The organism is Pseudoalteromonas sp. A41-2, assembly GCF_015767615.1.
Lineage (GTDB): Bacteria > Pseudomonadota > Gammaproteobacteria > Enterobacterales > Alteromonadaceae > Pseudoalteromonas > Pseudoalteromonas lipolytica.
In genome coordinates, this window is the sequence record NZ_CP065231.1 from 2384692 (window position 1) to 2408954 (window position 24263).

21 protein-coding genes are annotated in these 24263 nt (G+C 41.4%); 13 read left to right on the top strand and 8 right to left on the bottom strand.

Annotated features, from left to right (window positions below):
- The first annotated feature begins 176 nt into the window (after positions 1-176).
- The 4 genes from hppD to IT970_RS10850 all read left to right on the top strand — a co-directional run bounded on the left by hppD (position 177) and on the right by IT970_RS10850 (position 4447).
- On the top strand, positions 177-1223 hold the full coding sequence (hppD, locus tag IT970_RS10835; RefSeq protein ID WP_036969124.1) for a 4-hydroxyphenylpyruvate dioxygenase: 1047 nt from the start codon (positions 177-179) through the stop codon (positions 1221-1223).
- 143 nt (positions 1224-1366) lie between these two features.
- Positions 1367-2680 carry a fumarylacetoacetase gene (gene fahA, locus IT970_RS10840; RefSeq protein WP_065978848.1) on the top strand — a complete coding sequence of 438 codons (1314 nt, stop codon included), beginning with the start codon at positions 1367-1369 and terminating at the stop codon, positions 2678-2680.
- Positions 2681-2820: 140 nt separating this feature from the next.
- The gene (locus IT970_RS10845) at positions 2821-3972 is read left to right on the top strand and encodes a M23 family metallopeptidase (RefSeq protein WP_196857318.1); all 1152 of its coding nucleotides are present in this window, start codon (positions 2821-2823) and stop codon (positions 3970-3972) included.
- The gene (locus tag IT970_RS10850; RefSeq protein ID WP_074989562.1) at positions 3962-4447 is read left to right on the top strand and encodes a bactofilin family protein; all 486 of its coding nucleotides are present in this window, start codon (positions 3962-3964) and stop codon (positions 4445-4447) included. The genes IT970_RS10845 and IT970_RS10850 overlap by 11 nt, the downstream gene beginning before the upstream one ends.
- Here IT970_RS10850 and IT970_RS10855 read toward each other — a convergent pair.
- Positions 4444-4920, bottom strand: a complete 477-nt coding sequence (locus tag IT970_RS10855) for a hotdog fold domain-containing protein (protein WP_036966946.1) — start codon at positions 4918-4920, stop codon at positions 4444-4446. The two genes, IT970_RS10850 and IT970_RS10855, sit on opposite strands and share 4 nt — an antisense overlap.
- Positions 4921-5102: 182 nt before the next feature.
- Between IT970_RS10855 and IT970_RS10860 the strand changes: the two genes are divergently transcribed.
- The 4 genes from IT970_RS10860 to IT970_RS10875 all read left to right on the top strand — a co-directional run bounded on the left by IT970_RS10860 (position 5103) and on the right by IT970_RS10875 (position 9539).
- The gene (locus IT970_RS10860; RefSeq protein ID WP_036966943.1) at positions 5103-6275 is read left to right on the top strand and encodes a multidrug effflux MFS transporter; all 1173 of its coding nucleotides are present in this window, start codon (positions 5103-5105) and stop codon (positions 6273-6275) included.
- Positions 6276-6497: 222 nt separating this feature from the next.
- Entirely contained in the window at positions 6498-8336 is a 1839-nt protein-coding gene (locus IT970_RS10865) for a S8 family serine peptidase (protein ID WP_036966941.1), read from the top strand.
- Between the two features lie 97 nt (positions 8337-8433).
- On the top strand, positions 8434-9066 hold the full coding sequence (locus IT970_RS10870; RefSeq protein ID WP_036966939.1) for a LysE family translocator: 633 nt from the start codon (positions 8434-8436) through the stop codon (positions 9064-9066).
- A gap of 8 nt (positions 9067-9074) precedes the next feature.
- Positions 9075-9539 (top strand): methylglyoxal synthase, encoded by a 465-nt coding sequence (locus tag IT970_RS10875; RefSeq protein ID WP_036966937.1) that lies wholly within the window; start codon positions 9075-9077, stop codon positions 9537-9539.
- A 19-nt stretch (positions 9540-9558) separates the two neighbouring features.
- On the opposite strand, the gene yegD is transcribed toward IT970_RS10875, so the two are convergent.
- From yegD to IT970_RS10905, 6 genes are all read right to left on the bottom strand, one after another.
- The gene (yegD, locus tag IT970_RS10880; protein ID WP_065978847.1) at positions 9559-10926 is read right to left on the bottom strand and encodes a molecular chaperone; all 1368 of its coding nucleotides are present in this window, start codon (positions 10924-10926) and stop codon (positions 9559-9561) included.
- A gap of 72 nt (positions 10927-10998) precedes the next feature.
- Entirely contained in the window at positions 10999-11844 is an 846-nt protein-coding gene (locus IT970_RS10885) for a DNA ligase (RefSeq protein ID WP_036966933.1), read from the bottom strand.
- 63 nt (positions 11845-11907) lie between these two features.
- Positions 11908-12564, bottom strand: coding sequence for an HAD family hydrolase (locus tag IT970_RS10890; protein WP_036966931.1), 657 nt, complete (start codon positions 12562-12564; stop codon positions 11908-11910).
- A 65-nt stretch (positions 12565-12629) separates the two neighbouring features.
- Entirely contained in the window at positions 12630-12929 is a 300-nt protein-coding gene (locus IT970_RS10895) for a hypothetical protein (RefSeq protein ID WP_036966929.1), read from the bottom strand.
- 109 nt (positions 12930-13038) lie between these two features.
- Positions 13039-15315, bottom strand: coding sequence for a TonB-dependent receptor (locus IT970_RS10900; protein WP_196857319.1), 2277 nt, complete (start codon positions 15313-15315; stop codon positions 13039-13041).
- Between the two features lie 368 nt (positions 15316-15683).
- Positions 15684-17375, bottom strand: coding sequence for a mechanosensitive ion channel family protein (locus IT970_RS10905; protein WP_231387277.1), 1692 nt, complete (start codon positions 17373-17375; stop codon positions 15684-15686).
- Positions 17376-17531: 156 nt separating this feature from the next.
- Between IT970_RS10905 and IT970_RS10910 the strand changes: the two genes are divergently transcribed.
- Positions 17532-18080, top strand: a complete 549-nt coding sequence (locus IT970_RS10910) for an HdeD family acid-resistance protein (protein WP_036966921.1) — start codon at positions 17532-17534, stop codon at positions 18078-18080.
- Positions 18081-18110: 30 nt separating this feature from the next.
- Here the strand turns inward: IT970_RS10910 and IT970_RS10915 are convergent, their stop codons facing one another.
- A complete protein-coding gene (locus IT970_RS10915; protein ID WP_036966919.1) occupies positions 18111-18980 on the bottom strand; it encodes a mechanosensitive ion channel family protein in 870 nt (289 codons plus the stop codon).
- A gap of 183 nt (positions 18981-19163) precedes the next feature.
- On the opposite strand from IT970_RS10915, the gene IT970_RS10920 reads away from it, so the two are divergent.
- The 4 genes from IT970_RS10920 to IT970_RS10935 all read left to right on the top strand — a co-directional run bounded on the left by IT970_RS10920 (position 19164) and on the right by IT970_RS10935 (position 24246).
- Positions 19164-19373, top strand: a complete 210-nt coding sequence (locus IT970_RS10920; RefSeq protein WP_036966917.1) for a hypothetical protein — start codon at positions 19164-19166, stop codon at positions 19371-19373.
- 213 nt (positions 19374-19586) lie between these two features.
- Positions 19587-21719 carry a M3 family metallopeptidase gene (locus IT970_RS10925; protein WP_196857320.1) on the top strand — a complete coding sequence of 711 codons (2133 nt, stop codon included), beginning with the start codon at positions 19587-19589 and terminating at the stop codon, positions 21717-21719.
- Between the two features lie 147 nt (positions 21720-21866).
- On the top strand, positions 21867-23294 hold the full coding sequence (locus IT970_RS10930) for an amidohydrolase family protein (protein WP_036966913.1): 1428 nt from the start codon (positions 21867-21869) through the stop codon (positions 23292-23294).
- Between the two features lie 100 nt (positions 23295-23394).
- On the top strand, positions 23395-24246 hold the full coding sequence (locus IT970_RS10935; protein ID WP_196857321.1) for a carboxylate/amino acid/amine transporter: 852 nt from the start codon (positions 23395-23397) through the stop codon (positions 24244-24246).
- Positions 24247-24263: the final 17 nt, after the last annotated feature.

A 24263-nucleotide genomic window follows, 5' to 3' on the forward strand; every position in this document is an offset into this window, starting at 1 on the left:
TGCTTAAGCCTAGGGTGATTGTTGAAATTAAAATCATTGTCCCATTTAATTTACAAAACACACCGTCGCTAAATAAGCCTCAGATCTTCCCCTTATCGGTTTTCTGGTTAATCATCCGCTCATTACACAACAATAACTTTTTTAGCGCAGTGCTTATAATTGCGGGAGTAATGACAATGAGCGAAGTAAATAATCCGTTAGGTTTAGTGGGCATTGAATTCACTGAATACGCAACACCTGATGCAGATTACATGGACAAAGTATTTACTGATTTTGGTTTCTCGAAACTCAAAAAATTCAAAGGTAAAGACATTGTTTACTATAACCAGCACGACATTCATTTCTTACTAAACAATGAGCGTGAAGGTTTCTCGGCCGAATTTGCTAAAAGCCACGGCCCAGCAATCTGTTCAATGGGTTGGCGTGTAGAGAATGCTCAAAAAGCATTTGAAGTAGCGGTTGAACGTGGCGCAAAACCTGCCACTGATTCAGCACACAAAGACTTACCTTACCCTGCAATTTACGGTATTGGTGACAGCTTAATCTACTTCATCGAACAATTTGGTGACAAAGGTTCAATCTATGAGTCTGATTTCGAAGACTTAGAAGAGCAAAACGTTGTTGAAGACAAGGGCTTCCTTCGTATCGACCATTTAACAAATAACGTCTACAAAGGCACCATGGAAACATGGGCTAACTTCTATAAAAATGTATTTGGTTTTACTGAAGTTCGCTATTTCGACATTAAAGGTCAAAAAACAGCGTTATTATCTTATGCACTTAAATCACCGTGCGGAACCTTCTCTATTCCAATCAACGAAGGTAAAGATAACAACAACAACCAAATCGATGAGTACCTAAATGAGTACAATGGTCCGGGTGTACAACACTTAGCATTCCTAACGAATGACCTAGTAGGTTCACTTGATAAGCTAGACCAATCAACAATTGCAACGCTAGATATCATCCCTGAGTACTACGACACCATTTTTGACCGTGTACCTTGGGTTAAAGAAGACAAAGAAAAAATCCGTGAGCACCAAATTCTTGTCGATAGCCAGAGCGAAAACTGCTACTTGTTACAAATCTTCTCGAAGAACCTTTTTGGTCCTATCTTTATTGAGATGATCCAACGTGTAGACGACGGTGGTTTTGGTGAAGGTAATTTCCAAGCATTGTTTGAGTCTATTGAACGTGATCAAGAGCGTCGTGGTGTAATCTAAACCACACGTAACCAAAAAAGCAGCGTGTTTAACACGCTGCTTTTTGTCGTTTTGATTTCTGTTTTCAACGTAACTGTTTAAATTGCGCAGATTGCCTCCATATCACTATCTAACACATCAGCGCGAACTAATAAGGAAAGAGTATGAGCCTAATTAACGAAACCCATGATATTAATTTAAAAAGCTGGGTGAGTTCAGCAAACGAAGCGAACTGTGACTTCCCGATTCAAAACTTACCATTCGCAGAAGTTCGTCGTAAAAACTCAGACGAAGCGTTTCGTGGTGCCGTTGCTATTGGCGATCAAGTAATTGATTTAGCGAAAGTGAATGAACTTGGTATCTTCTCAGGTGATGCACAGGTTGCTGTTGCAGCGGCTAGCAAAGCAACGCTTAATGAGTTTATGGGTTTAGGTCAGCAATACTGGTCTGCACTGCGTCTTGCATTATCAAACGCACTTCGCGAAGGCGCCAAAGAGCAAGCTCAGCTTACTGACGCCCTCATTGCACAGGCTGATATAGAATTTGCACTGCCATGTCGCATTGGTGATTACACAGACTTTTATACCTCTATCTACCATGCAACGGCTGTCGGCAGCTTATTCCGTCCTGATAATCCTTTACTGCCTAACTATAAATGGGTACCCATTGGCTATCATGGTCGTTCTTCATCGATTGATGTATCAGGTCAAACATTCCACCGTCCAAATGGTCAAACAAAAGCACCTGACGCTGAAGTACCTTCATTTGGCCCGTGTAAACGCCTAGATTACGAATTAGAGCTCGGTATTTACTTAGGTAAAGGTAACGAGCTGGGCGATGCAATTGCCATCGAAAACGCTGAAAACCATGTATTTGGTTTCTGTGTATTCAATGACTGGTCAGCACGTGACTTGCAAGCATGGGAATACCAACCTTTAGGTCCATTCCTTGCGAAAAACTTTGCATCAACTGTCTCACCATGGATTGTAACAACAGAAGCACTTGCACCGTATAGAACACAGTGGACGCGCGATGAAAATGATCCGCAACCAATGGACTACTTAGAATCGACGCACAACCGTGAATTTGGCGCGTTCGATATTAAGATGGATGTGCAAATTGAAACTGAAAAAATGCGTAAAGAAGGTCACGCTCCAACGCTAGTTTCTAAATCAAGCTTCAAGCACTCATACTGGACAGTGGCACAAATGGTCACACACCACACGGTAAACGGCTGTAACTTCCAACCTGGTGACATGCTAGGTTCGGGTACGCAATCTGGCCCAGAGCACGAAGAAGCGGGTTCTTTATTAGAGCTTTCACGTGGTGGTAAAGAAAAAATCACACTTGAGAACGGTGAACAACGTACTTTCTTAGAAGATGGTGACAACGTTATTATGCGTGGCTGGTGTGAAAAAGAAGGTTTTGCACGTATTGGCTTCGGCAGAGTTGAAGGCACCGTATTACCCGCTAAATAGAAATACTTATCTATTTTCATAAACTAAGGGCATTTTTTGCCCTTTTTTTTGTACTTTTTTTAACTGAGTTACAATTTTTTGCTAGCTTTTTTAGTTCAGATTGCTATCTTAGCTCGGTTATTAGCCGATTTATGTACGCCATGTTAGTTAAACTTAAGTCTTTTTATCGCACGTTTTTTCCAGCTCGACAGCTGCTGATCCGTCAAAACGGCGAAGTAAAACACCTTATATTAGCACCTTGGGTACAATTAACGACTTTACTCGTCGTTTTAACCGCTCTTGTTTGGTTGAGCGTGTCAACATTACAAATCATTTCGCAAGCTGACAAAATGTCTCAAATAGAGCAAACCCAGCTTAGCAAACAACAAGAATGGCAAAAGCAATACCAACAACAGCAAGCCATTTACACAAAACAACTTGAACAATTGGCGGTGTTAGAGCAAAAACAAGCTTTACTGCAAAGCATGATTGAGTCTTTACCTGAGTCAATGAACAAACCAGCATTAAATAATGAGGCTGAACCTATCCTACTGCCGATTCAAGAGAACGCAGACGAGTTTCATGCCCCATTAGAAGACGAGCAACTACCTGCACAGGCAAAACAATACGAAAGCGCCTCAATGCGCATTACACGCCTTAATAAGAGCTATGACTACACCTTCAATTTTTTAGATCAGCAAATTAAGCAACGCCACGAAGAGATTATCGCAATGCTTGAAGGGGCAGGATTAGACAGCGCACTTGCTCGCAGTTCTGTAGCTGAAGATACCGACACTGCACAAGGGGGTCCGTTAGACTTATTTGATGAGTCTAAAATACCCAGTCAATTTTTGGCCATTGCAGACAAACTCTTGGCATTAAACAATTTAGAAAATTTATTAAGTGAACTACCGCAAACACTGCCTGCAGCCGATTACTATATTTCAAGCAGTTACGGTTTACGTAAAGATCCAATGAATGGCCGTCGCGCTTTTCACAAAGGAGTAGACCTGGCAGGTTGGCACAAAACAGAAATTTTTGCGCCTGCTGATGGCACCGTACTTCGCGCAGGTCGCAATGGCGGCTATGGTAATTTTATCGAGCTACAACATAAAAATGGCTTCGTAACACGCTTTGGTCACTTAAATAAAATTAAGGTGAAAAAAGGCCAAACAGTCACTAAAGACGATGTAATTGGTTTAATGGGTAGCACTGGTCGAAGCACCAGCATGCACCTACATTACGAAGTTTTAGTGAATGGTAAACATGTCAATCCAGTTAAAATAACAAAGGCGCTTTCTCGTGTTCGGTAAGAAAAAAAAAGCAGCAACCAGCAGTAGCTCATCTTTAAAAAGAACCAACCACACTCCCTCTATCATTGCAGAAGATATGCGTTTGACGGGCTCACTCACGAGCCAAGGTGAAGTTCAACTTGATGGTCGCATTGAAGGTGATTTGCGTGTAAAGCATTTAGTGATTGGCCTAACCGGTATGATTGAAGGCATGATCGAAGCTGATAGCGTGGTCGTTAAAGGTAAAATTATTGGTTCGTTGATTGCAAACAAAGTGATGATTGAAAGTAGTGCCGAAGTGCATGGTGATGTCTTTCACGACACTTTAAGCATTGAAGCAGGCGCAATGATAGAAGGCAGCCTAAAACATCGACACGAAGAAGACAACGTTGCCCCTATTAAACCTGAAGCAGGCGAAGAAAGTACATCCTCGCTGCTAGTCGATGATGACAACGACTTGTCATTTGTTAATAAACAAGCCGCTGACAAGTCTTAACGCTTTTTAGCCGTTATATACATTGTAATGTCTGCGGTGAATACCAATTCATCGCGGCTGTTATACACCTTAACGGGTACAACTAAATCTTCTTTATCTAGCCATTGCCTAGGGAAATCTATCTCAGCCACTGCGCGCATATCACTATCCACTTTTGCTAAATAATTAACCGTCATACTTTTTGGGATCCAACGGTGCGTTTTAGCAGGTACGGTGGCATCAACCATTAGCCCTGCACATAATTCAGCAATATTACACTGAGCAATGGCATGTATCGTACCAATATGATTATGTATCGCACGGCGATTTTTAACCGTTGCACTGCAATAGCCCAATTTCAATTCATTGACGACAGGCTTTATTGAAGCAAAGTAAGGCGCTTTAAAACACACGGCTTTACTAAAAAGCCATTTTCCTTTTGGCAAAGACTGGCACTTCGACCAAATTTTTAACAGATTCGATTGTGAGCTCACGACATCTATCCAATTTTTTTATTAGAAATAAAAACTAACACATCAGACCAGATAGCGAAATGAAAATTTAAAGTAACCATTACTCGCGCAAACGAATGACAACGTATGTATCACACAATAACCCGCATCAACGCTTTTCTTTTCTTTAAGGGGCACATAAAATACCGTTTTAAGGAGAGCGAATGCAGTCACGCCAGCACAAAAACCCCAGTTTACTATTCATCTTAGGCCTTCTGGTTATCTTTAGCCCGTTAGCTATTGATATTTATTTACCGGCTTTTCCAACTATTGCAGACCAGTTTCATGCATCGGAGAAACAAGTACAACAAACCGTCGCAATTTTTATGCTGACCGTAGGACTTGGGCAGTTAATTGCAGGTCCTTTAGCAGATAAGTTTGGCCGTAAACCTGTCGCCATTGCAGGAGTAACTTTATATGGTTTGGCTGCGTATGGCGCTTACCTATCTCCTGACTTTACCAGCCTTATGTTTGCAAGAGCACTGCAAGGCTTGGGCGCCTGTGCAACCTTTGTCGTAGCATTTGCCATAGTTAGAGACAGATTTGGCAGTGAGCGCAGCGGTCAGATAATTACTTACCTCAATGGTATCGTGTGTTTTATCCCTGCCCTCGCCCCTATTTTAGGTGCGTGGTTAACGGTGCAATTTGGCTGGCGTATGAACTTTTTATTTATGGCTGCCTTTGCCCTCGCAGGCTTACTTATTACGCTAATACTTTATAAAGAAACACGCCCTGCCGACAGTGTATACAGCGGTCACATTCTTGATTTACGGCGCTTTATTCCCATAATCAGCACCCCTCTGTTTTTATTTCATAGCTTAATTTGTTTAGTGACTATGTCAGCAATTTTGGTGTTTGTGACCTTAGCACCCGGCTGGCTTATTACTGAATTAGGCGGTAGCGTCAGCGATTTTACTTTTTGGTTTACCTGTAACGCCGTGCTTAGCATTCTAGCTAGTTTCATAATGCCTCTGTATATAAAGCGACAACCTAAACGCGCATTAAAAATTGGCCTTATGTTATTAGTGCTCTCTGGCGGTTTAATGCTCATTTTAAGCCAGCAGCGTAGCGCTATTGCCCTCATGTTCCCCATGTTTATAGCTGCATTTGGCTTTGCATTAACTTTAGGGTCATCAGCCGGTAGAGCGTTAAGCTTATACCCAAAACAAGCGGGGACTGCATCTGCACTTATTGGTTTAATGCAAATGAGTGGCGCAAGTTTACTGGTGTTTATAACACAGTATTTAAACTTAGTTACGCCCGTTTTAATTGGTGTGCACTTCTTAATGCTTATACCTTTTGCTTATTTACTCTTAAAACACAAACACTTGTCATAGAGTTTAGTTCACATTCGTTACCAAATACGGGTAAATGAGAATAGTTATATTCTATTTACCCGTTTAGACTTCTCAATATAACATTAGATTATAAAAGACCTGTTTCTAGAATTTTTTGTTCCGTTTTTATGGATAATTTTACTTGTACCCACGGTTTTATTAAATTATTGTTTAATAAAGTTAACATTTAGTTAACTCAATAACACGTTTGGGATACGAAATATGAAAAAGAATAAATTAGCTTTAGCGTTAATCATCAGTGGTCTGTGCGCAGCAGGAACTGCACACGCAGCAAACGACCGTTATATCATCCAAGTAGACAACAATAAAAAAGGCGTGGTGAAAGCCCTTGCTAAAAAACTGGGTGGTGATATCAAAGTTGATGGTAATGGCTTTATTGCAGCACAATTTACTGGTCACGATTTAGCAAGCGTTAAAGGCTTACTTAATAACCCACATATTAAACTCATTGAAGAAGATCATAAACGTGTACCCATGGCGGTATACAATGATGATGCTGGCAATGCAATGCAGCAACAGTTAACTCCCTATGCAGTTTATCAGTCACAAGCTGATCAAGTAACATTTGATGCCAATGCCGGTATGAAAGTGTGTGTCATTGACTCAGGCCTTGATGCATCAAACCCTGATTTTGTGTGGGGTAATATCACAGGTGATAACGATAGTGGCACAGGCAACTGGTTTGACAACGGCGGTCCTCACGGTACTCACGTAGCAGGCACTATTGGTGCTGCTGACAACAACCTAGGTGTTGTTGGTATGGCTCCGGGTGTTGCTATGCACATCATCAAAGTATTTAACGCTGAGGGATGGGGTTACTCGTCTGATCTAGCTCATGCAGCTGATTTATGTTCTCAAGCAGGCGCTAATATTATCAGTATGAGCCTTGGCGGTGGTGGCTCAAACAGCACAGAATCAAATGCATTCGCAAACTTCACAAACGCTGGCGGCCTTGTTGTAGCAGCAGCGGGTAATGATGGAAACAGTGTTCGTTCATACCCTGCTGGTTACCCATCAGTAATGATGGTAGGTGCAAACGATGCAAACAATCAAATTGCTGATTTCTCACAATTCCCAAGCTGTACGTCGGGCCGTGGTAAAAATGTAACGACTGACGAAACAATCTGTGTAGAAGTCACTGCGGGTGGTGTTGATACCTTATCTACATACCCTGCTGGCATGGCAACGGCTGCAAGCTTAACCGCGGATAATACCGGCTATGCTACGTCTGCAATGGAAAACTCAGGAAATGCTGCGGGTACAGCTTATTATATGGGTACAGCAGAAAGCGTTGATACAGCGGCATCAGGCAAAGTATGTATGATTGACCGTGGTGTCATTTCGTTCTACGACAAAGTGGCAAACTGTGAAAACTCTGGCGGTATTGGTGCAGTTATCATCAATAACGAAGCGGGTATGTTATACGGTACGTTAGGCGATACAAACAACACAAGCATTCCAGCCGTAGGCGCAGCACTTGAAGACCGTGCAGCTTTACTTGCAAGCACGAACATTAGCATTAACATTGGTACTAGCGATTACGGCTACATGAGCGGCACTTCAATGGCAACCCCTGCAGTTTCAGGTGTGGCAGCGCTGGTTTGGTCAAATCATCCACAATGTACTGGTACTGAAATCCGTGCTGCACTTAAAGCAACAGCCGAAGACCAAGGCGCTGCGGGTCACGACGTTTACTTCGGCCACGGTATTGTTAAAGCGGCTGCGGCTGATGCCTACCTAACAGCTAATGGCTGTGCGGGTGGTAATAACGGTGGCGGTACGACACCGGGTGGTGATGAAATTAGCTTATCAACATCAGGTTATAAATCAAAAGGTGTTGCGTATGTTGATCTTAGCTGGAATGGCGCAGCAACCAGTAATGTAGATATTTACCGTAACGGCAGCAAAGTAACGTCTGTAGCAAATAACAACAGTTACACAGACACAATTACAGCGAAAGGCGGCGGTTCTTACACTTATCAAGTATGTGAAGCACAAAGCACAACTGTTTGCTCAAACAATAGCACAGTCGCGTTCTAATACTTTCCCCAACCTCGATGAGCGGGCAACATTGCCCGCTTTTTCTTTTCTTGAAAACTTGTTAACATCAAGCACCTAGCTTTATTCACCTGTGCCAATGATCAATCCTGAGTTTTTACTGTCGTTTTTAGGCGCCAGTTTTTTAATCGCTATTGCCCCCGGTCCTTCTAACGCTTTTTTAATGGCACAAACCTTTGCAAATGGAAGAGCGGCAGGCTTGCAAAGCGCATTTGGTTTTGCGTTAGGCGGGGTTGTGCATACCTTTTTTGCTGTTATAGGTTTAACCGCTATTTTAAAAGCCTCTACAGTTGCTTATACCACGGTTCAATATTTAGGTGCTGCCTACCTGTGTTATTTAGGATTAACGACGTTAAAAGCAACGGTTAGCCAGCCTAATCCACAATGCGAAGATAAGCCCCATGTAAGCACCAGTAAAAAGCAGAATGTCATGTTTCAAGCCATGATGACCGAAGTGCTTAACCCAAAAGTTGCGTTGTTTTTTATTGCTTTTATACCGCAGTTTGTCGACCCGAGCTTATCGTCAACCACATTTCAGTTAGCATTTTTTGGATTACTCTATCCTCTTTTTGCTTTTCCTATCGACTGCACGTATATTTATTTCGGCGATAAGATAGCCAGTTACTTTCGTGATCACCCGCAAACCCAACTTTGGATTGATAGAATCACAGGACTGGTCTTTATTGCACTGGCAATTAACCTTCTAATATAAGAGCACTTATGGAACAAAAACAACAAGCCTTACCCGCCAAAAAAAATATTGCCCTTGTTGCCCATGATGGTAAAAAAGCAGCACTGAAAGCATGGTGTGAAAAACACAAAGCGATATTAAGTAAACACACTTTATATGGCACAGGCACAACAGGCCATTTAATAGAGCGTACAACAGGTCTTGAGGTTATTAAGCTGTTAAGTGGCCCAATGGGTGGAGATCAGCAACTAGGGGCTAAAATCGCTGAACACGAAGTGCATATGCTGGTATTTTTCTGGGATCCACTGGCTTCTCAACCTCACGACCCCGATGTAAAGGCGTTACTGCGTTTAGCTGCAGTGTGGAACATACCTGTAGCGTGTAATGAAGTCAGTGCAGATATGCTCTTAAGCTCACCAATGATGGAAAGTGAGCTTAATCGTACGCTACCTGATTACGAGAAGTACTTAGCTACGCGCCAAGTAGCATTGTAATTTTTATAAATGAGCACATTTAGCGATAAAGCGTATGTGCCCATTTAGTTAATCCGGCTGTTACGCTGCCAAAATGGTCACCATTGAGCATATCAATATTTCCCAGATGTGTTTTTAACGCTGCTTTAATTAATGGCGACTGGGCACTGCCTCCCGTTAAATAAATTACGTCGGGTGAAGTGCCGGCCTCTTGTATTGCCTGTTTAGCCAGTGCCACAATTTGGTTTATTGAATCTTCTACCGCTAAAGCTAAATCATTGAGCGTTAAACATTGACTCAACTCTGAATCTAAAAAGCTTAAATCAGTATTGAATGTGTCTGTTGATGAAAGTGCTATTTTTGCAGCCTCACCTTGCTGGACCAACTGGTGACCTTGCTTATTTTGCTGTAAATGAATTAAGCGCTTAAATAAATCAGGTTGCTGCACTTCGCGCAATTGCGTAACAAGTTCTCGATGATGAGCGTCACTATAAAATTGGCTTTGCAGGTTCACATCATTAATTTTGCACGCTTGCCAAAATGGCTGATTTGGTAAAGGTAAGCCCGACTTAAACTCAGTGCCTAAGCCTAATAATGGCATTAAGCCATGAAAGCTCAGGGCGATGTCTAAGTCATTGCCCCCTACTCGTTTACCACTGTGTGCTAAAAAGTCATTGTCGCGACATTGATTTTGACGAAAGCCTGGACCCATCTGCACAAATGAGCAATCACTGGTGCCCCCACCAATATCAACTACCAGTACTTTTTTATCAGCCTGTAGCGACGTTTCATAATCAATCCCCGCAGCCAGTGGCTCATATAAAAATGATACCTCTTTAAAACCCGCACGTTTTGCTGCTCGTTCTAAAATTCCCAGTGCCTGTTGGTTTGACTCTTCTCCGCCCACTGACTGAAAGTTTACAGGCCGACCAATCACTGTTTCAGTTAAGTTTTGCTGTAAAGACTGCTCTGCACGTTGCTTAATTTTTAAGATCATCGCTGTGGCTATGTCTTCAAAAAAGTTAATTTGACCTTGCTTTAAGCCGACTGCGCCAAAAAATGACTTGGGTGATTTAACGAAATAACCTTCTTCTGGAAATTGAACATACTCGCTAATCGCTTCACGACCAATAAATAAGGTTTCATCGCCTGTTTGAATATCTAAATCAGACTTCACACGGGGTATGGTATTGAGTAGCGCTTGGCGCTGTGCCCTAAATTCAGCTTCTTGATCGCTCCCTGTCAAATGTTTCGCAACAAAATCAACAACAAGTGCACTATGGTGGGTATATAACGTTGATGGTAAATAGTGTTTGCCCTGCTCAAGCGGCACCAATGATACTTGCTGCTCATTATTCATCACACCTATTGCACAATTAGAGCTTCCGTAATCAAAGCCTGCAAACATTCTATCACCTATACATCAACAAAAAGGCCGCGAAATTTACCATAGTCGCGGCCATTTTTGAATGCTTAAACGTTACAGCGGTACTCGCTCATGTAAAAAGCTCGCGAAACGTGGCAAACCATTTTTAGTAAATCCATGATATTTATAAGTAATGGTGCTACCTATCGCAGGAGGAAATTGCCGTTGCTTATCAGAAAACCCCGAACCTATTTTAAATTCAACACCCTCGGCATTGCGCACCTTAAGTGCACCTAACATATTTTTATACTTACCTTTGCCAGGAAAGTGAGCAATCACGACCGCTTCTGCATCAAGATAAGGCTTAAGCTTTAACAAAGCATCACTGCGACCCGCTTTATGTGTAGCTAAAGCAAGGTGCAACATTACGCCTTCAGCGCCCTTCGCAACAAGCTCATCCATAAATAAGCTTAGCTGATGGTTATCGGTAAACCGTCTTTGTTTGACTGCTCTGATATGCTCTGCGTTAATTTGCGTTACTAAGCCTGCGTAATTCTGATACCGCTGACTAAATGGCAACGTAGCATCAGGCATATCAAATACCTGATAACTTACTGTGTGCCACTCGCTATCGTTCGGTTGATGTGTGCGAACAATCCCGCTAAGGTTGGCAAAATCTTGGCGTTTCGTCCACAACTCACCATCGAGCCAAACATCAGGCAATGGGGCTGTAAACCAAACGGGTGCATGGATGAGGTGACCATTACGAGTGACAAGTTTATTTCCTGTCCAAATGGCTCTTATACCGTCATACTTTTCGCTCACTAAGTAATCATTAATATTTACCTTGTCTGCATCATAAACATTAGCAAGGAGAACATCTGGGGTGACTGCTGCGGTGGATGAAAAACTGATAACGAGTAAAAACACGGACAGGTGTTTTTTAATAAAGGTAATCATAATTGCTTCCTTGCAGTAATTAATAACAACGTGACCATAATCGAGTAGTCACGTTTTCCTTTACTATAGTTTAGTTTGTACCCATTTGAAAACTTCTTGAAGATTTGCCATGACCGCTGCTGCTTTTGAAAAATCGTGTTCAACGGTAAAGTGATTAGGCACTGCAAACACACTAACATTAGCGTTATTTGCTGCTGTAACACCGGTAAATGTATCTTCAACAGCGATAGCCTCATCGGCATTAATATTCAGGCTTTTAAGGGCGAGTTGATAGGGTTCACCTGCAGGTTTAGGGTTTTTGACATCGTCTTTCGTGACAATACAATCAAACCAATCAAATATGCCATATCCCTTTAAAATCGGATACGCTTCATCTTTAGCACTTCCTGTTACTAAGGCCATTTTTAAACCACTTTTTTTAACTTGCTCAAGCACGTCTTTTGCGTGTGGCATTAAAGCCGGTAAGTTTGCACTCACAAAATGACCAAATGCAGTGTATTTCGCGTCTGTAAGCGCTTGAGGCGAAATAGTTAATTGATAGTTTTCAACCACTTCTTTCGCTGCCTCAAGGGTTGGCCTGCCCGAAAACCGCTGGCAAAAAGTGGCTTCATCATAGTGAACGCCAAACGGCGCTAAAATGTCATTCCAGATATTAAAATGCACACTTTCAGAGTCGACAAGTGTGCCATCCATATCAAACAATACTGCTTTTAAAGTCATCCTCATTCCTTTTACAGTCTAAAAGATAAAAGGTGCCATTTGGCACCTTCGATAAATATAATATGTTACTCAGTTAAACCCGCAGGTGGCTCTGCAAAAGCCTCTTCACCCGTTTCAACATCAACCAACTCATAGCCACGCTGCTTTCTTACCACTTTCAATATAGGTTTTGAAAAAGCGGTTTTTAAACGGTCTGCATCGGCTTCTAGTTCTTCAACAGTATGACCAAACGGTGCGGCACCGGTTTCAGACCAATTGGTCACTTTGCCATTGAGATTATATTCAACTTCGTGAATTTGATATTGTGCAGCCTCATCTTTAGTCGCTTCACAAAAAATGACACGGTAATTCCAAAATCCAGCCATGATAGTTCTCTTATAAATTAAGTTATAACCCGTACTTTATCAGTAACAAGAAGGTTTATAAACGAAAAAACCCGCTATAAAGCGGGTTTTAAAAACGTAACGTTTAAGCTTAGAAGAAGTTAACCTTAAACTCTGCACCAATAAAGCGTGGTTCATTTACGATGCCAGAGTTGTTACTAAAATCAACACCGCCAATAAATACTTGCTCATCAGTAATATTACGTGCAAATGCTGCTACCTCATACTCGTAGTCACCTGAGAACCACTTGTAACCAGTACGTACACCACCTTCTAGGAGTGCTTCACCAGTGAACTCAACAGAGTCATACAAGAAGAAATCTATTTCACTACGATAAGACCAGTCTGTATAAGCATAAAACTCACCATCACCTAGCTCTTGGGTATATCTCAAGATAAAATTAGCGATCCACTCTGGTGCATGCGGTAAACTATTTCCATCAAGACTATAACCTTGAGCTGTTAAAGGATCCGTAATTGTACATGCGAAACAACCAGCTAAATATAGATTGTCATCTTGCAATTCAGTATTGTTGTAACTGATGTTAAACGTTGCGTCAAAGTTGTCAGATAATACCCATTGAGTATCTACTTCAAAACCGTAACCAACCGTTTTATCAGCGTTTAATAAGCGTGCTGTATTGCCAGAATCACCACCAACCGCAGTCAATTGTTGATCATCCATTTGGTAATAGAATACCGTTGCATTGATGCGACCACTACCATCAAGCACGTCTGATTTAATTCCAGCCTCAATTGAGTTAATAGTTTCAGAGTCAGCAACGGTTACATCATCGCTAAACAGAATACGACCCTGAACACTAGGAGCACGGAAACCATTTGCAGCACGTACAAAAAAGTTAATATCATCTGAATACTTATAGGCTGCAGCGAGATCCCAAGAAACGTGACTATCTGAAGGAGATACAGACTTTGTTAAATTAGCGGTGGTCGATTCAGGACTAGCAAAACGTGAAGCTGTAAAATCACGTTCATCATCTGAATAACGCAAGCCAGCCGTGATCTCTAATTTATCAGTTAATTGGTATTCACTTGATGCAAATACTGCCCAAGCGGTTGTTTCTTGATCCTGACGAACATACCCTGTTAAGAAATTTGCACCTAAGCCGTCGTAACCAAAAGTTTCAATAACTTGCTCTTCATTATAATAAAAAGCACCCACTTGATAGTTAAAATCACCATCAAAGTTACTTGATAGGCGTAATTCTTGAGTATATTGGTTATGATCTGGTAATGCGTCAGCCGTTTCAGACGCTAAGAAGATAAAGCCAGGCCCCATAGTGTCTGTAGGACAACCTGGAATAAAGTTATTACCACAACCAAAACCACCATCTACATCAGCGCGAGAGAAAATTTCAGCACTTTCCCACCCAGTGATTGAAGTTAATGTATGCTCATTAAAGTCATACTCAACTTTTAAGCTTGCACCTTGCGTGTCAACATTTTGAGTAGCAAATTGAACAGAGTCTTGGTAAATAGCTTCTGGGTCAAATCCCGGGCGAGGATCGTTAGTGCCAGTTTCAATTGCATTTGCATGAAAGACAATTGGTTTACCATTTAAGTTACGCGTGTGGTAATTAAATAACGCTGACAAGTCATCTTTTTCGTATAAAAATTGAATGCGAGCGGCTGTTTCTTGATAACCACCCGTAGCATCATTGATCTCATTACCTTCTAAACGGTTATCAATGTAATCATCACGCTCTTGACGCAATACTGATACACGTGCTGACAAGTTATCTGTTAAACCACCACTTACAGCACCTTCAAAATCAAGTGAGTTGAATGAGCCATATGATAATGCTGAGTAACCTTCAAAGTCTTGTGTCGGGCGAGCGGAATCAATTTTAACTAGACCTGCTGGTGTATTACGACCGAATAAAGTACCTTGCGGGCCACGTAGTACCTCAACGCGACCAGTATCAAATACAGGGAAACCTTTAAGAATAGGACTTTCCTGAACAATCTCATCAACCACTAAAGAAACTGGCTGAGATGAGTTTAAATCAAAATCAGAATTACCCAAACCACGAACATAAAAGCGCGGGAAAGAACGACCAAAAGAAGACTCAACGGTTAAACTAGGAATTTTTGCATTTAAAAAGCGAATATCCATACCTGCAGAACTTGCAGCCTCAAGCCCATCGCCTTGTAAAGCTGATGCTGCAACAGGTACTTCCTGTGCGTTCTCTACACGCTTACGCGCGGTGATTTGAATGACTTCTAATTGGTTGGTTTTTTCAGCAGTGGCTTCTTCTGCAATAGAAGAAAATGAAGTACCTGCTACTGCAGAGAACAACGTTGCATTAATTAGGGTTGCTAACGTAGATCTTTTCATTGCTTTCATGTCGGGTTTTAACCTTTTTAATGCACTCTTATTCAACGGTGATGATGTTGCGTCAATTCATTTGACGGGTTCGGCCAATTTTTCGCGCCTTGTAATAAGCTGCGCGGACCTCTTAATCGAGAGTGCAAAACGAGGTAAAGAGGCTGAACGAACGCTGACGATTATAACACTTCATAACGCTTTTACTGCATTAAAAATGATAAATAAACAAGTTTTTTACAACAGTTAGCGACAACATCGACACATTTAGAGGATTTTATGCAAATATTTTTTATTTTAGCGGACATATGTCCTGTTCAATTAAATGCAAGAATGTGTATACATTATGCGCAAATGATAATGACTGTCATTTAAGCGTTCATTGTCCACTAATCGGTTACTCGCGCAAATTCTGGGTTAGCAAGCTCACAATGATGCTCGTTCAACAACCCCAAAATAGCCAAGTTCAACTCCTCAATTACTTCCATATAAAATGCAAAATCAACAGTCTCTACGTAGCTTAGTACATCAACTTGCAAAGCCCAAGGTGTAAAGCCTTTAAAGCGTACCCGACATGGCTCAAACGCTATGTGTTGATGTTTCTCTAATAACTCTCTCACTGCCTGCATGAAGCTTTCTAAGTTCTGCTTGGGTGTGTTTGCACTAAGCATCAGCTTTGGCCGATACGAAATACGCTCTCGCTCAGAAATATTTTCCAGTTGCATATCAACAAATTTAGCATTGGCCACATAGATAACAGAGCGGTCTAATGTACGAATACGCGTGGCTCTAAGCCCTATCTCTTCAATTGTTCCAAGGTGGCTGCCAAATTTACATAAGCTACCAATTTTGACCGGTGCAGAGATATATAAGGTGATTGCGCCTATAATATTTTCGACCGTTTTTTGTGCTGCAAGCGCAATTGCTAAGCCACCTATCCCTAAACCAGCCAATAACGTCGTCGCATTAAACCCCAAATTCTCAAACCACATAAACAGCACAATAATGACGATGCTGGTTTTAAGTACATTGCTTACAGGACGTAATAAGAACACTCCCTGTGGTTTATCTTGCATAATGAAGCGATTACTTAGCCTATGCTTGGCGATATCAACCGCTCTTAAGCATACCCATGCCCAAGCTATTAATAACACCGTTGCGCCATGAAATAGAGCCAGTACGGCAATGGTCACATTAGATTGATCACTTAACGATCGCGACATTAATACGGCCAGTAATAAACAAACAGGCCCGTTAATAAACCGTACTACATCTTTTTCGACTGGGACCTTTAAATGCGCAAGCACAAAGGTCACTATGCGCGTTAAAATGACTGCAACCACTAAAAATAACAAAAATGTGAATGCAAAATAAATCCACTGCCAGAGCATTACCCCTAAAAATTCGACATCAGGCAAGCGCTTATATAACCATTCACCCACTCGATTATATCCATACTCTTTCGTCAGTAAGGGAATTTGACTTACCGTTGCATTTGAAATTTTCCAAATACGGTTGCCTGTTTTTTCATCTGGCACGATTTGCAATAAAATTTGCACCTTGCCCTGTGATGTAGTGATCTCACCCACTAAGTCACGATAACTCGGCACACTTTCTTTTTGCTTTCCTTTTGGCTTATTACTTAAGCTATCAACATCAACCCATAAGGTTCGGTCGAGGACCACAGATAAGTTTTCGGCAAGTTGTGCCTTACCAATAGCTTCAACATCTTTCGGCAGGTTACGATAATCGAGATAAAAACTGGCACGTTCAAAGTCACGAGCACGGGTTGCTTTTAAATAACCTTGCATTGAACTTCGCGGGGTCATCCGAGAAAAGGCATCGAACGGTAATTCATCAGTCGGTTCAACTAACTTAGAATCAGGTTGTGAGGTAACGGCTTGTTGGGTTTGGTTCTCGGGTTTTGTTTCGGTGTGCTCTTCTTTATTGTCTTTATCGATAAGCGACTTAACGGTCACTTCGGGAGTTGTCGTTGCAGTCACAGGCTGCGAAAACAGTACCATGCAACACAGTAATAACCCAACTAGCTCTAGCGTAAACTTCTTAGCTATACTCTTCACACTTCTTTCCTTGTCCGAAAAACTTTAAACCATAGAAAAATTTATCTTTTTAAATTAGAGCATGCTTTCATTAACTGTACAAAAAATAATTAAATTTCTTTGCAAGCTGTATCTGAAATGTTAGTTATAGAGAGACTTAAGCAAAGGAAAATTATCATGCACATTTCAAATTCGCTGGTTCCACATTGGTCCTCCTTATTCATTCACGGTGTTATCGCTATTATTTTTGGTTTATGCGGCTGGCTTGCGCCTGAAGCATCCCTCGCCGTATTGATGTTTATTTTTGCTGCATACTTTTTTGTTGATGGCTCGATTAGAGCCTGGTTAGCGTTTGCTTCTAAAAAAGATAACCCGCTATGGTGGATGCTCCTCATAGGCGGTCTAATTTCTATTGCAGCAGCTTTAGTGACCTTATTTGCCCCTAATGTCACTGCGATTCTAATGCTTTATTTTATTGCAGCTTGGGCTATCGCTATTGGTGTCATTGAAATTGTCATTGCAAGTAAGCTACGTAAAGAAATAAGCAATGAATGGCTTTTGATTGGCAGTGGGGTTATCTCAATTGTTTTTGGTGGCTACCTTATGTTTAATCCGGGTGCCGGCATCATTACATTACTATGGCTCGTTGCAAGCTATGCAATTGTGTTTGGACTCATCATGGTGCTTCTGTCGTTTAAACTTAAAAAACTGCATGAGGCAACGTAAAAAAAGCGGCAAATGCCGCTTTTCTTATTGTTATTTTGAATGTGTTCTTTTCAAGGCTATCTGCCCATCAATATGAATATCGCGCTGTGGGAAAGCTATCGTTACATTATGCTCAGCAAAAATTTTATAAATGCTAAAGCGTAATTCACTGCGTACCTGACGAAGCGGTGCTTCAGACTCAGCACACACCCAAAATATTGCACTAAACGTGAGTGAACTGTCAGCAAAATCATCGAACAATACTGACGAGGCTGGTTTTTTTAAAATAGCAGGATGCTCATCTAGCACTTGCTTAATCAGCCTTTCAACTAACACCACATCAGAGCCATATGCAACACCCACGTTTACCGATGAACGCGCATTACGGTCAATCAACGTCCAGTTAGTGACTGTGTTTTCGAGCAATTGACTATTTGGTACCAACATATGCACGCCATCATTGCGACGAATACGAGTTGAACGTGTATTAATTGTCTCAACCACGCCTTTTGCATCACCCACTTCTAAGAAGTCACCGATTCTAATCGGGCGTTCCCACATGAGTATCCAGCCACTAATAAAGTTGTTAATGATATTTTGTGCACCAAAACCGACGCCAATGGCTATCGCACCAGAGACAAATGCAAATGCCGTTAACGGAATATTCAGTACCTCAAGTGAAGTAAACACAAGCACTGCGATGGTAACAACAAGGTAAATACGCGTGAATAAATGAACTGTGTCTGGCCCTAGGTTTTTTGCCAACAGTGCTTTTTTAATTAATCGACCTATCCATGTGACCACAAACCACATTAAAAACAGCACCAAAGGTACTTGAATAACTTTTAGCACAGTGATTTGTACATCGTTATATGTAAACAAAACAAACGATAATGCAGATTGCAAATCAGCAAGGGTCATAAATGAACATTCCTAGTAAAAAGTCGTGTTTGATTCAGTTGTCACTAAGTTTAACACGGCATAATAGATGAAATCTTAGTAAATTCTAAGATCTTTATGCGCAAAAAGCGCTATTTATTAACTCTTTTAGACCATAAGTGCTATATACATAGTGAAAGCTTTTAATAGCATGAGGAGAGCACAATGTCACAAATGACACTTACACAAAAACTTGCAACATTACAGCCACTCGTTGACTTAAACCTTTTTGAATCAAGTCTAGAGTATCGTAACCGCATTTTGAACTTACTTGCCGAACAAGAACACTCATTAGCATTAATTAACAAAGAGTTCGGCAACGCCATGCCAGAAAATTTTGGTTCAGAGAAAAAGTTTGTCTTGGGTTACAACTAACTTATGGCACGCTTTAAAGCATCCATCAATATGGGACAGCGTATACCACTTTTTATCTAGCGAGCCATCACACTAATTGATGGCTTTTTTAGCGCCACCCACACCAAATCGACTAATTATTTCTAAAATACGAAAAATAAAAGATAAATATTATTATTTGGCATCAAAAATTTGATAGATTATAGAAAATTTATCCACTTTATTGGAGCCATCATGCGTAAGACCCTAATAGCCACCACCGTTGCTAGTGTATTTTTATTATCAGCTTGTAGTCCAGAGCAAGCTAACACACAAAGTCAACCTATTGTTGAAACACAAAAAAAGAATACTGAGTCTATATTTTTCAAGCCGAGCCCTTTGCAATATATGGCTCCTGAGTTTGATAAAATATCAACAAACGACTACGAACCTGCATTTGAAGCAGGTATTGCCGAGCAAAAAGCTGAAATCTTAAAGATTGCCAATAACCCAGAGCCTGCAACATTTGAAAATACACTCGTTGCAATGGAGTTATCAGGTGAGCTATTAGATCGCGCATCCGATGCCTTTTTTAACTTATCTGGATTAATTTCTGACAGCGAGTACCAACGCATTGACGCTAAAATGGCGCCAATTTTATCTGCTCATACTGACGATATTTATCTAAACCAAGCGCTCTTCAATCGTGTGCAAGCTATCTATGACAATGCAGAAAACCTCAGTGCTGAAGACAAACATTTAGTCGATTTTTATTTTAAAAAATTTATCAACGCGGGCGCTAAACTAAACGAAGCAGACAAAGTAAGAATGCGTGAAATCAACGCTGAACTTGCAAAACTTTCAACCGAGTTTTCACAAAATCTCTTAAAATCGTTCAAAGAAGATGTAATTTTAGTCACAGATAAAAGCGAACTTGCTGGTTTATCTGACGGTGAAATTGCAAGCCTTGCAGCCGCGGCTGACAAAGCGGGTAAAGAAGGTTATATGATCACACTGGTGAACACCACTCGCCAACCTATTTTACAAAGCCTTGAAAATCGTAAACTGCGTGAGAAAATTTGGACTACATCTGCAAATCGTGCGCAAGCAACAAACGGCCCTATTATTCTCAAGGAAACCAAATTGCGCGCTGAAAAAGCGGCATTACTTGGTTTCAAAGATTGGGCTTCTTATGTATTGACGATGCGAATGGCGAAAACGCCAGAAAATGTATACGGTATTTTAGATGACTTAGCACCAAAGGCAGTTGCTAAAGCCGAAGCGGAAGCGGAGCAAATTCAACAGGTAATCAATAAATCAGGTGAAACGTTTGCTCTACAACCTTGGGATTGGGCATTTTATGCAGAAAAAGTACGTCAAGAAAAGTACGACTTAGACCCAGCTTTAGTTAAGCCTTACTTTGAAATGCAATCAGTGATCCACGATGGCTTGTTCTTTGCCATGAATAAACTCTATGGTATCACCTTTAAAGAGCGTAAAGATTTGCCTGTATATCACGAAGACGTCATGGTGTTCGAAGTATTCAATGAAGATGGCAGTGCCATTGGCCTATTTTACATGGATCCATATGCACGTGAAGGCAAACGAGGAGGTGCATGGATGAGTGCCTATGTAGGCCAAAGTGGTTTAAAAGGCACCAAGCCTGTCATCTACAACGCGCAAAATATCCCCAAACCTGCAGAAGGCCAACCAACACTGATGACCTTCTCTGAGGTGACAACTTTATTTCATGAGTTTGGTCACGCTGCTCATGGTTTATTCTCTGACGTAAAATACCCAAGTTTGGCGGGGACAAAAACGTCTCGTGACTTTGTCGAATTCCCATCACAAGCAAACGAAGACTGGAATGTTGAGCCGACAGTACTTGCGAACTATGCCAAGCACTACAAAACAGGTGAGCCAATTCCAAAAGAGTTACTTGCAAAAGTACTTGAGTCACAAAAGTTCAACCAAGGCTTCGATACAACTGAGTATTTAGCTGCGGCACTCCTTGATATGGAATGGCACTCATTCGGTGTTGATGCCGATATCACAGACGTACAAAAGTTTGAACATGATGCGTTAGACAAACATGGTATTGCGTACTACCCCGTGCCGCCGCGCTATAAATCTTGCTACTTCAGCCACACTTTTGCCGGTGGTTACTCAGCAGGTTACTACGCTTATCTTTGGACTGAAGTATTCGCTGCAGATGCATTCACTCATATGACTGAAAAAGGCGGCTTAACTCGCGAAAACGGTGATCACTTCCGTAAAGAGATTTTATCTAAAGGTAATAGCCGCGACTTAATGCAAAGCTACATTGAATTTCGTGGTCAAAAGCCAACAACCGACGCGTTATTAAAGCGTCGTGGCTTAGTTGAATAACCACAATGTTGTTTAGAGTATGAGGGGCGCCCCTCATACTTTTTAAGTATTAATTGATTTTTCACCCCGCCTTTACTCCTATTCACCTCAAAGCAATTGTCAGTTAACTCGTTTTTGCTAATCTCAAAGAAAAACATAAGTTCACACATGAAAAACGCTTTACTTTTAGGACTTTGCTCAGCTTTAGCTGCATGTTCATCAATCCCAGATGAGCACGCCGACATTGTTATCGATAACGCTCAGATCATTGATATGCACACTGGAGAAATCGCAGCAAACCAATCACTGGCTATTCGTGATGGCATTATCATACAACGCAGTAACCAGCCACTGAGTGCCCAATATCAAAGTTCAACGTTTATAGATGCAAAAGGTCAGTATGTCATGCCGGGTCTTTGGGATATGCATGTCCATTTTGGCGGTGGTGAAAAGCTCATAGAAGAAAACAAACAATTACTCCCCCTTTATTTAGCCCACGGCGTGACAACGGTGCGTGATGCTGCGGCTGATCTGAGTGAGTCAGTTCTCAGTTGGCGTGAACAAGTCAAACAAGGTCAGTTAGTCGGCCCAACTATTTTTACATCAGGCCCCAAACTTGAAGGAAAAGGCTCTATTTGGCCCGGCGACTTAGAAGTTGAGACGACTGAAGAAATGCACGCAGCAATGGATTTGCTAGACACCATGAATGTCGACTTTATCAAAATTACCGACAGTGCATTAACGCCTGAGCTTTATCTAAAGGCAGTAAAAGAGGTTAAAAAACGGGGTTATCAAATTTCTGGTCATATCCCGTTTTCGTTGTCTGTGACTGATGTCTCCAAGGCAGGTCTTGATGCCATCGAGCATATGACTTACATGCTCAAAGCAGCGGCTAAAAACGAAGCGGATATTTCAGCCAAAGTAGCCTCTAAAGAACTCACCTATCGCACCGCGCTGCCTATTATTACCGCTCAATTTGATGAATCTACAGCCAGAGAAAAGTTTACGGTACTCGCTAGCAACGACACAGCGGTTGTGCCTACTTTAATTGGTGGCAAGATCACCGCCTATCTCGATGAAGATAATCATCAGCAAGACGCTTTTTTAAATTACATTGGCAAGGGCTTAAAAGCGACCTACCAATGGCGTGTAGACAGAGCTAATAAAGATACCCCTGAACAAATCATTCAGCGAAAAGCTCGCTTCACAAAAACGGCACAATTGTTACCACTGGCACAACAAGCGGGTGTAAGCATTATTGCAGGCACCGATGCAGGCTTTTTAAATTCGTATATTTATCCGGGGCTTTCTTTACACCAAGAACTGAGTATTTTTACTGAATATGGCCTAACACCACTGCAAACACTGCAAGCTGCAACTCTTGCGGGACCTAAATTTTTAAATAAACAGAAACAGTATGGGGCACTTACAAAAGGTAAAGTGGCCGACATCATTTTGCTTTCACAAAATCCCCTAACAGATATTCGAAACACCAAAACGCTTAGCGGTGTGATCAGTCATAATACATTTTACGACCGTAATGCTTTAGATAGATTAAAACAGCAAGCAAAAGCGTTCGTAGCAAATCAACCCTAACCCCCCCCCATTGCCCATGGCTGCGTATTATTATCATGGGCAATTTTAATTCTTTGTTATCTCATATACACTGCCTCTTTTATAACAAAACTAAAACAACATGACTTACTTATTCGCTGTTACCCTTCTGTGGGCCTTTTCATTTAGTCTTATTGGCGTGTATTTAGCAGGGCAAGTAGATGCGTGGTTTAGTGTGTTAATGCGAATAGGCTTAGCAACGTGCGTGTTTTTACCCTTTTTACAATGGCGAAAAACCCCTAAAGCCTTAGCACTAAAGCTCATGGCAATAGGCGCGGTACAGCTTGGTGTCATGTACAGTTTTTATTACCATTCGTTTTTGTACCTCAGTGTGCCAGAGGTACTACTATTCACGGTAATGACGCCACTTTACATCACCTTATTAAACGATTTGCTTGAAAAACGTTTTAATGCCAAATTTTTATTCGCCGCAATGCTGGCTATTTTGGGAGCCGTCGCCATACGTTACGAAGGCGTTGATGAGAACTACCTCATTGGTATGTTAATGGTTCAGGCTGCCAATATTTGCTTTGCTACCGGGCAAGTAACCTACAAACGTTTGATGCAAGATGAGCAGCTACCGCACTCTCGGGTATTTGCTTGGTTCTTTATTGGTGCCCTAATTGTTGCACTGATTTGTTACGGTTTGTTTGGCGATACCAGCAAGCTGCCCACCACAACGACACAATGGAGCGTACTCATTTACCTAGGCACGATTGCCTCTGGGCTTGGCTACTTTGCATGGAATAAAGGCGCAACTATTGTGAATGTTGGCGCGCTTGCGGTGATGAATAACTTACTGATCCCAGCAGGGATAATAGTTAACATTGTTATTTGGAATCGTGATGCCGATATCACCAAGCTTGCCATTGGCGCGGCGATTATCTTATTAGCACTTATTATAAATCAGAAACTTAATAAAACTGCCACGTAGTATTGATAAGCTAAACT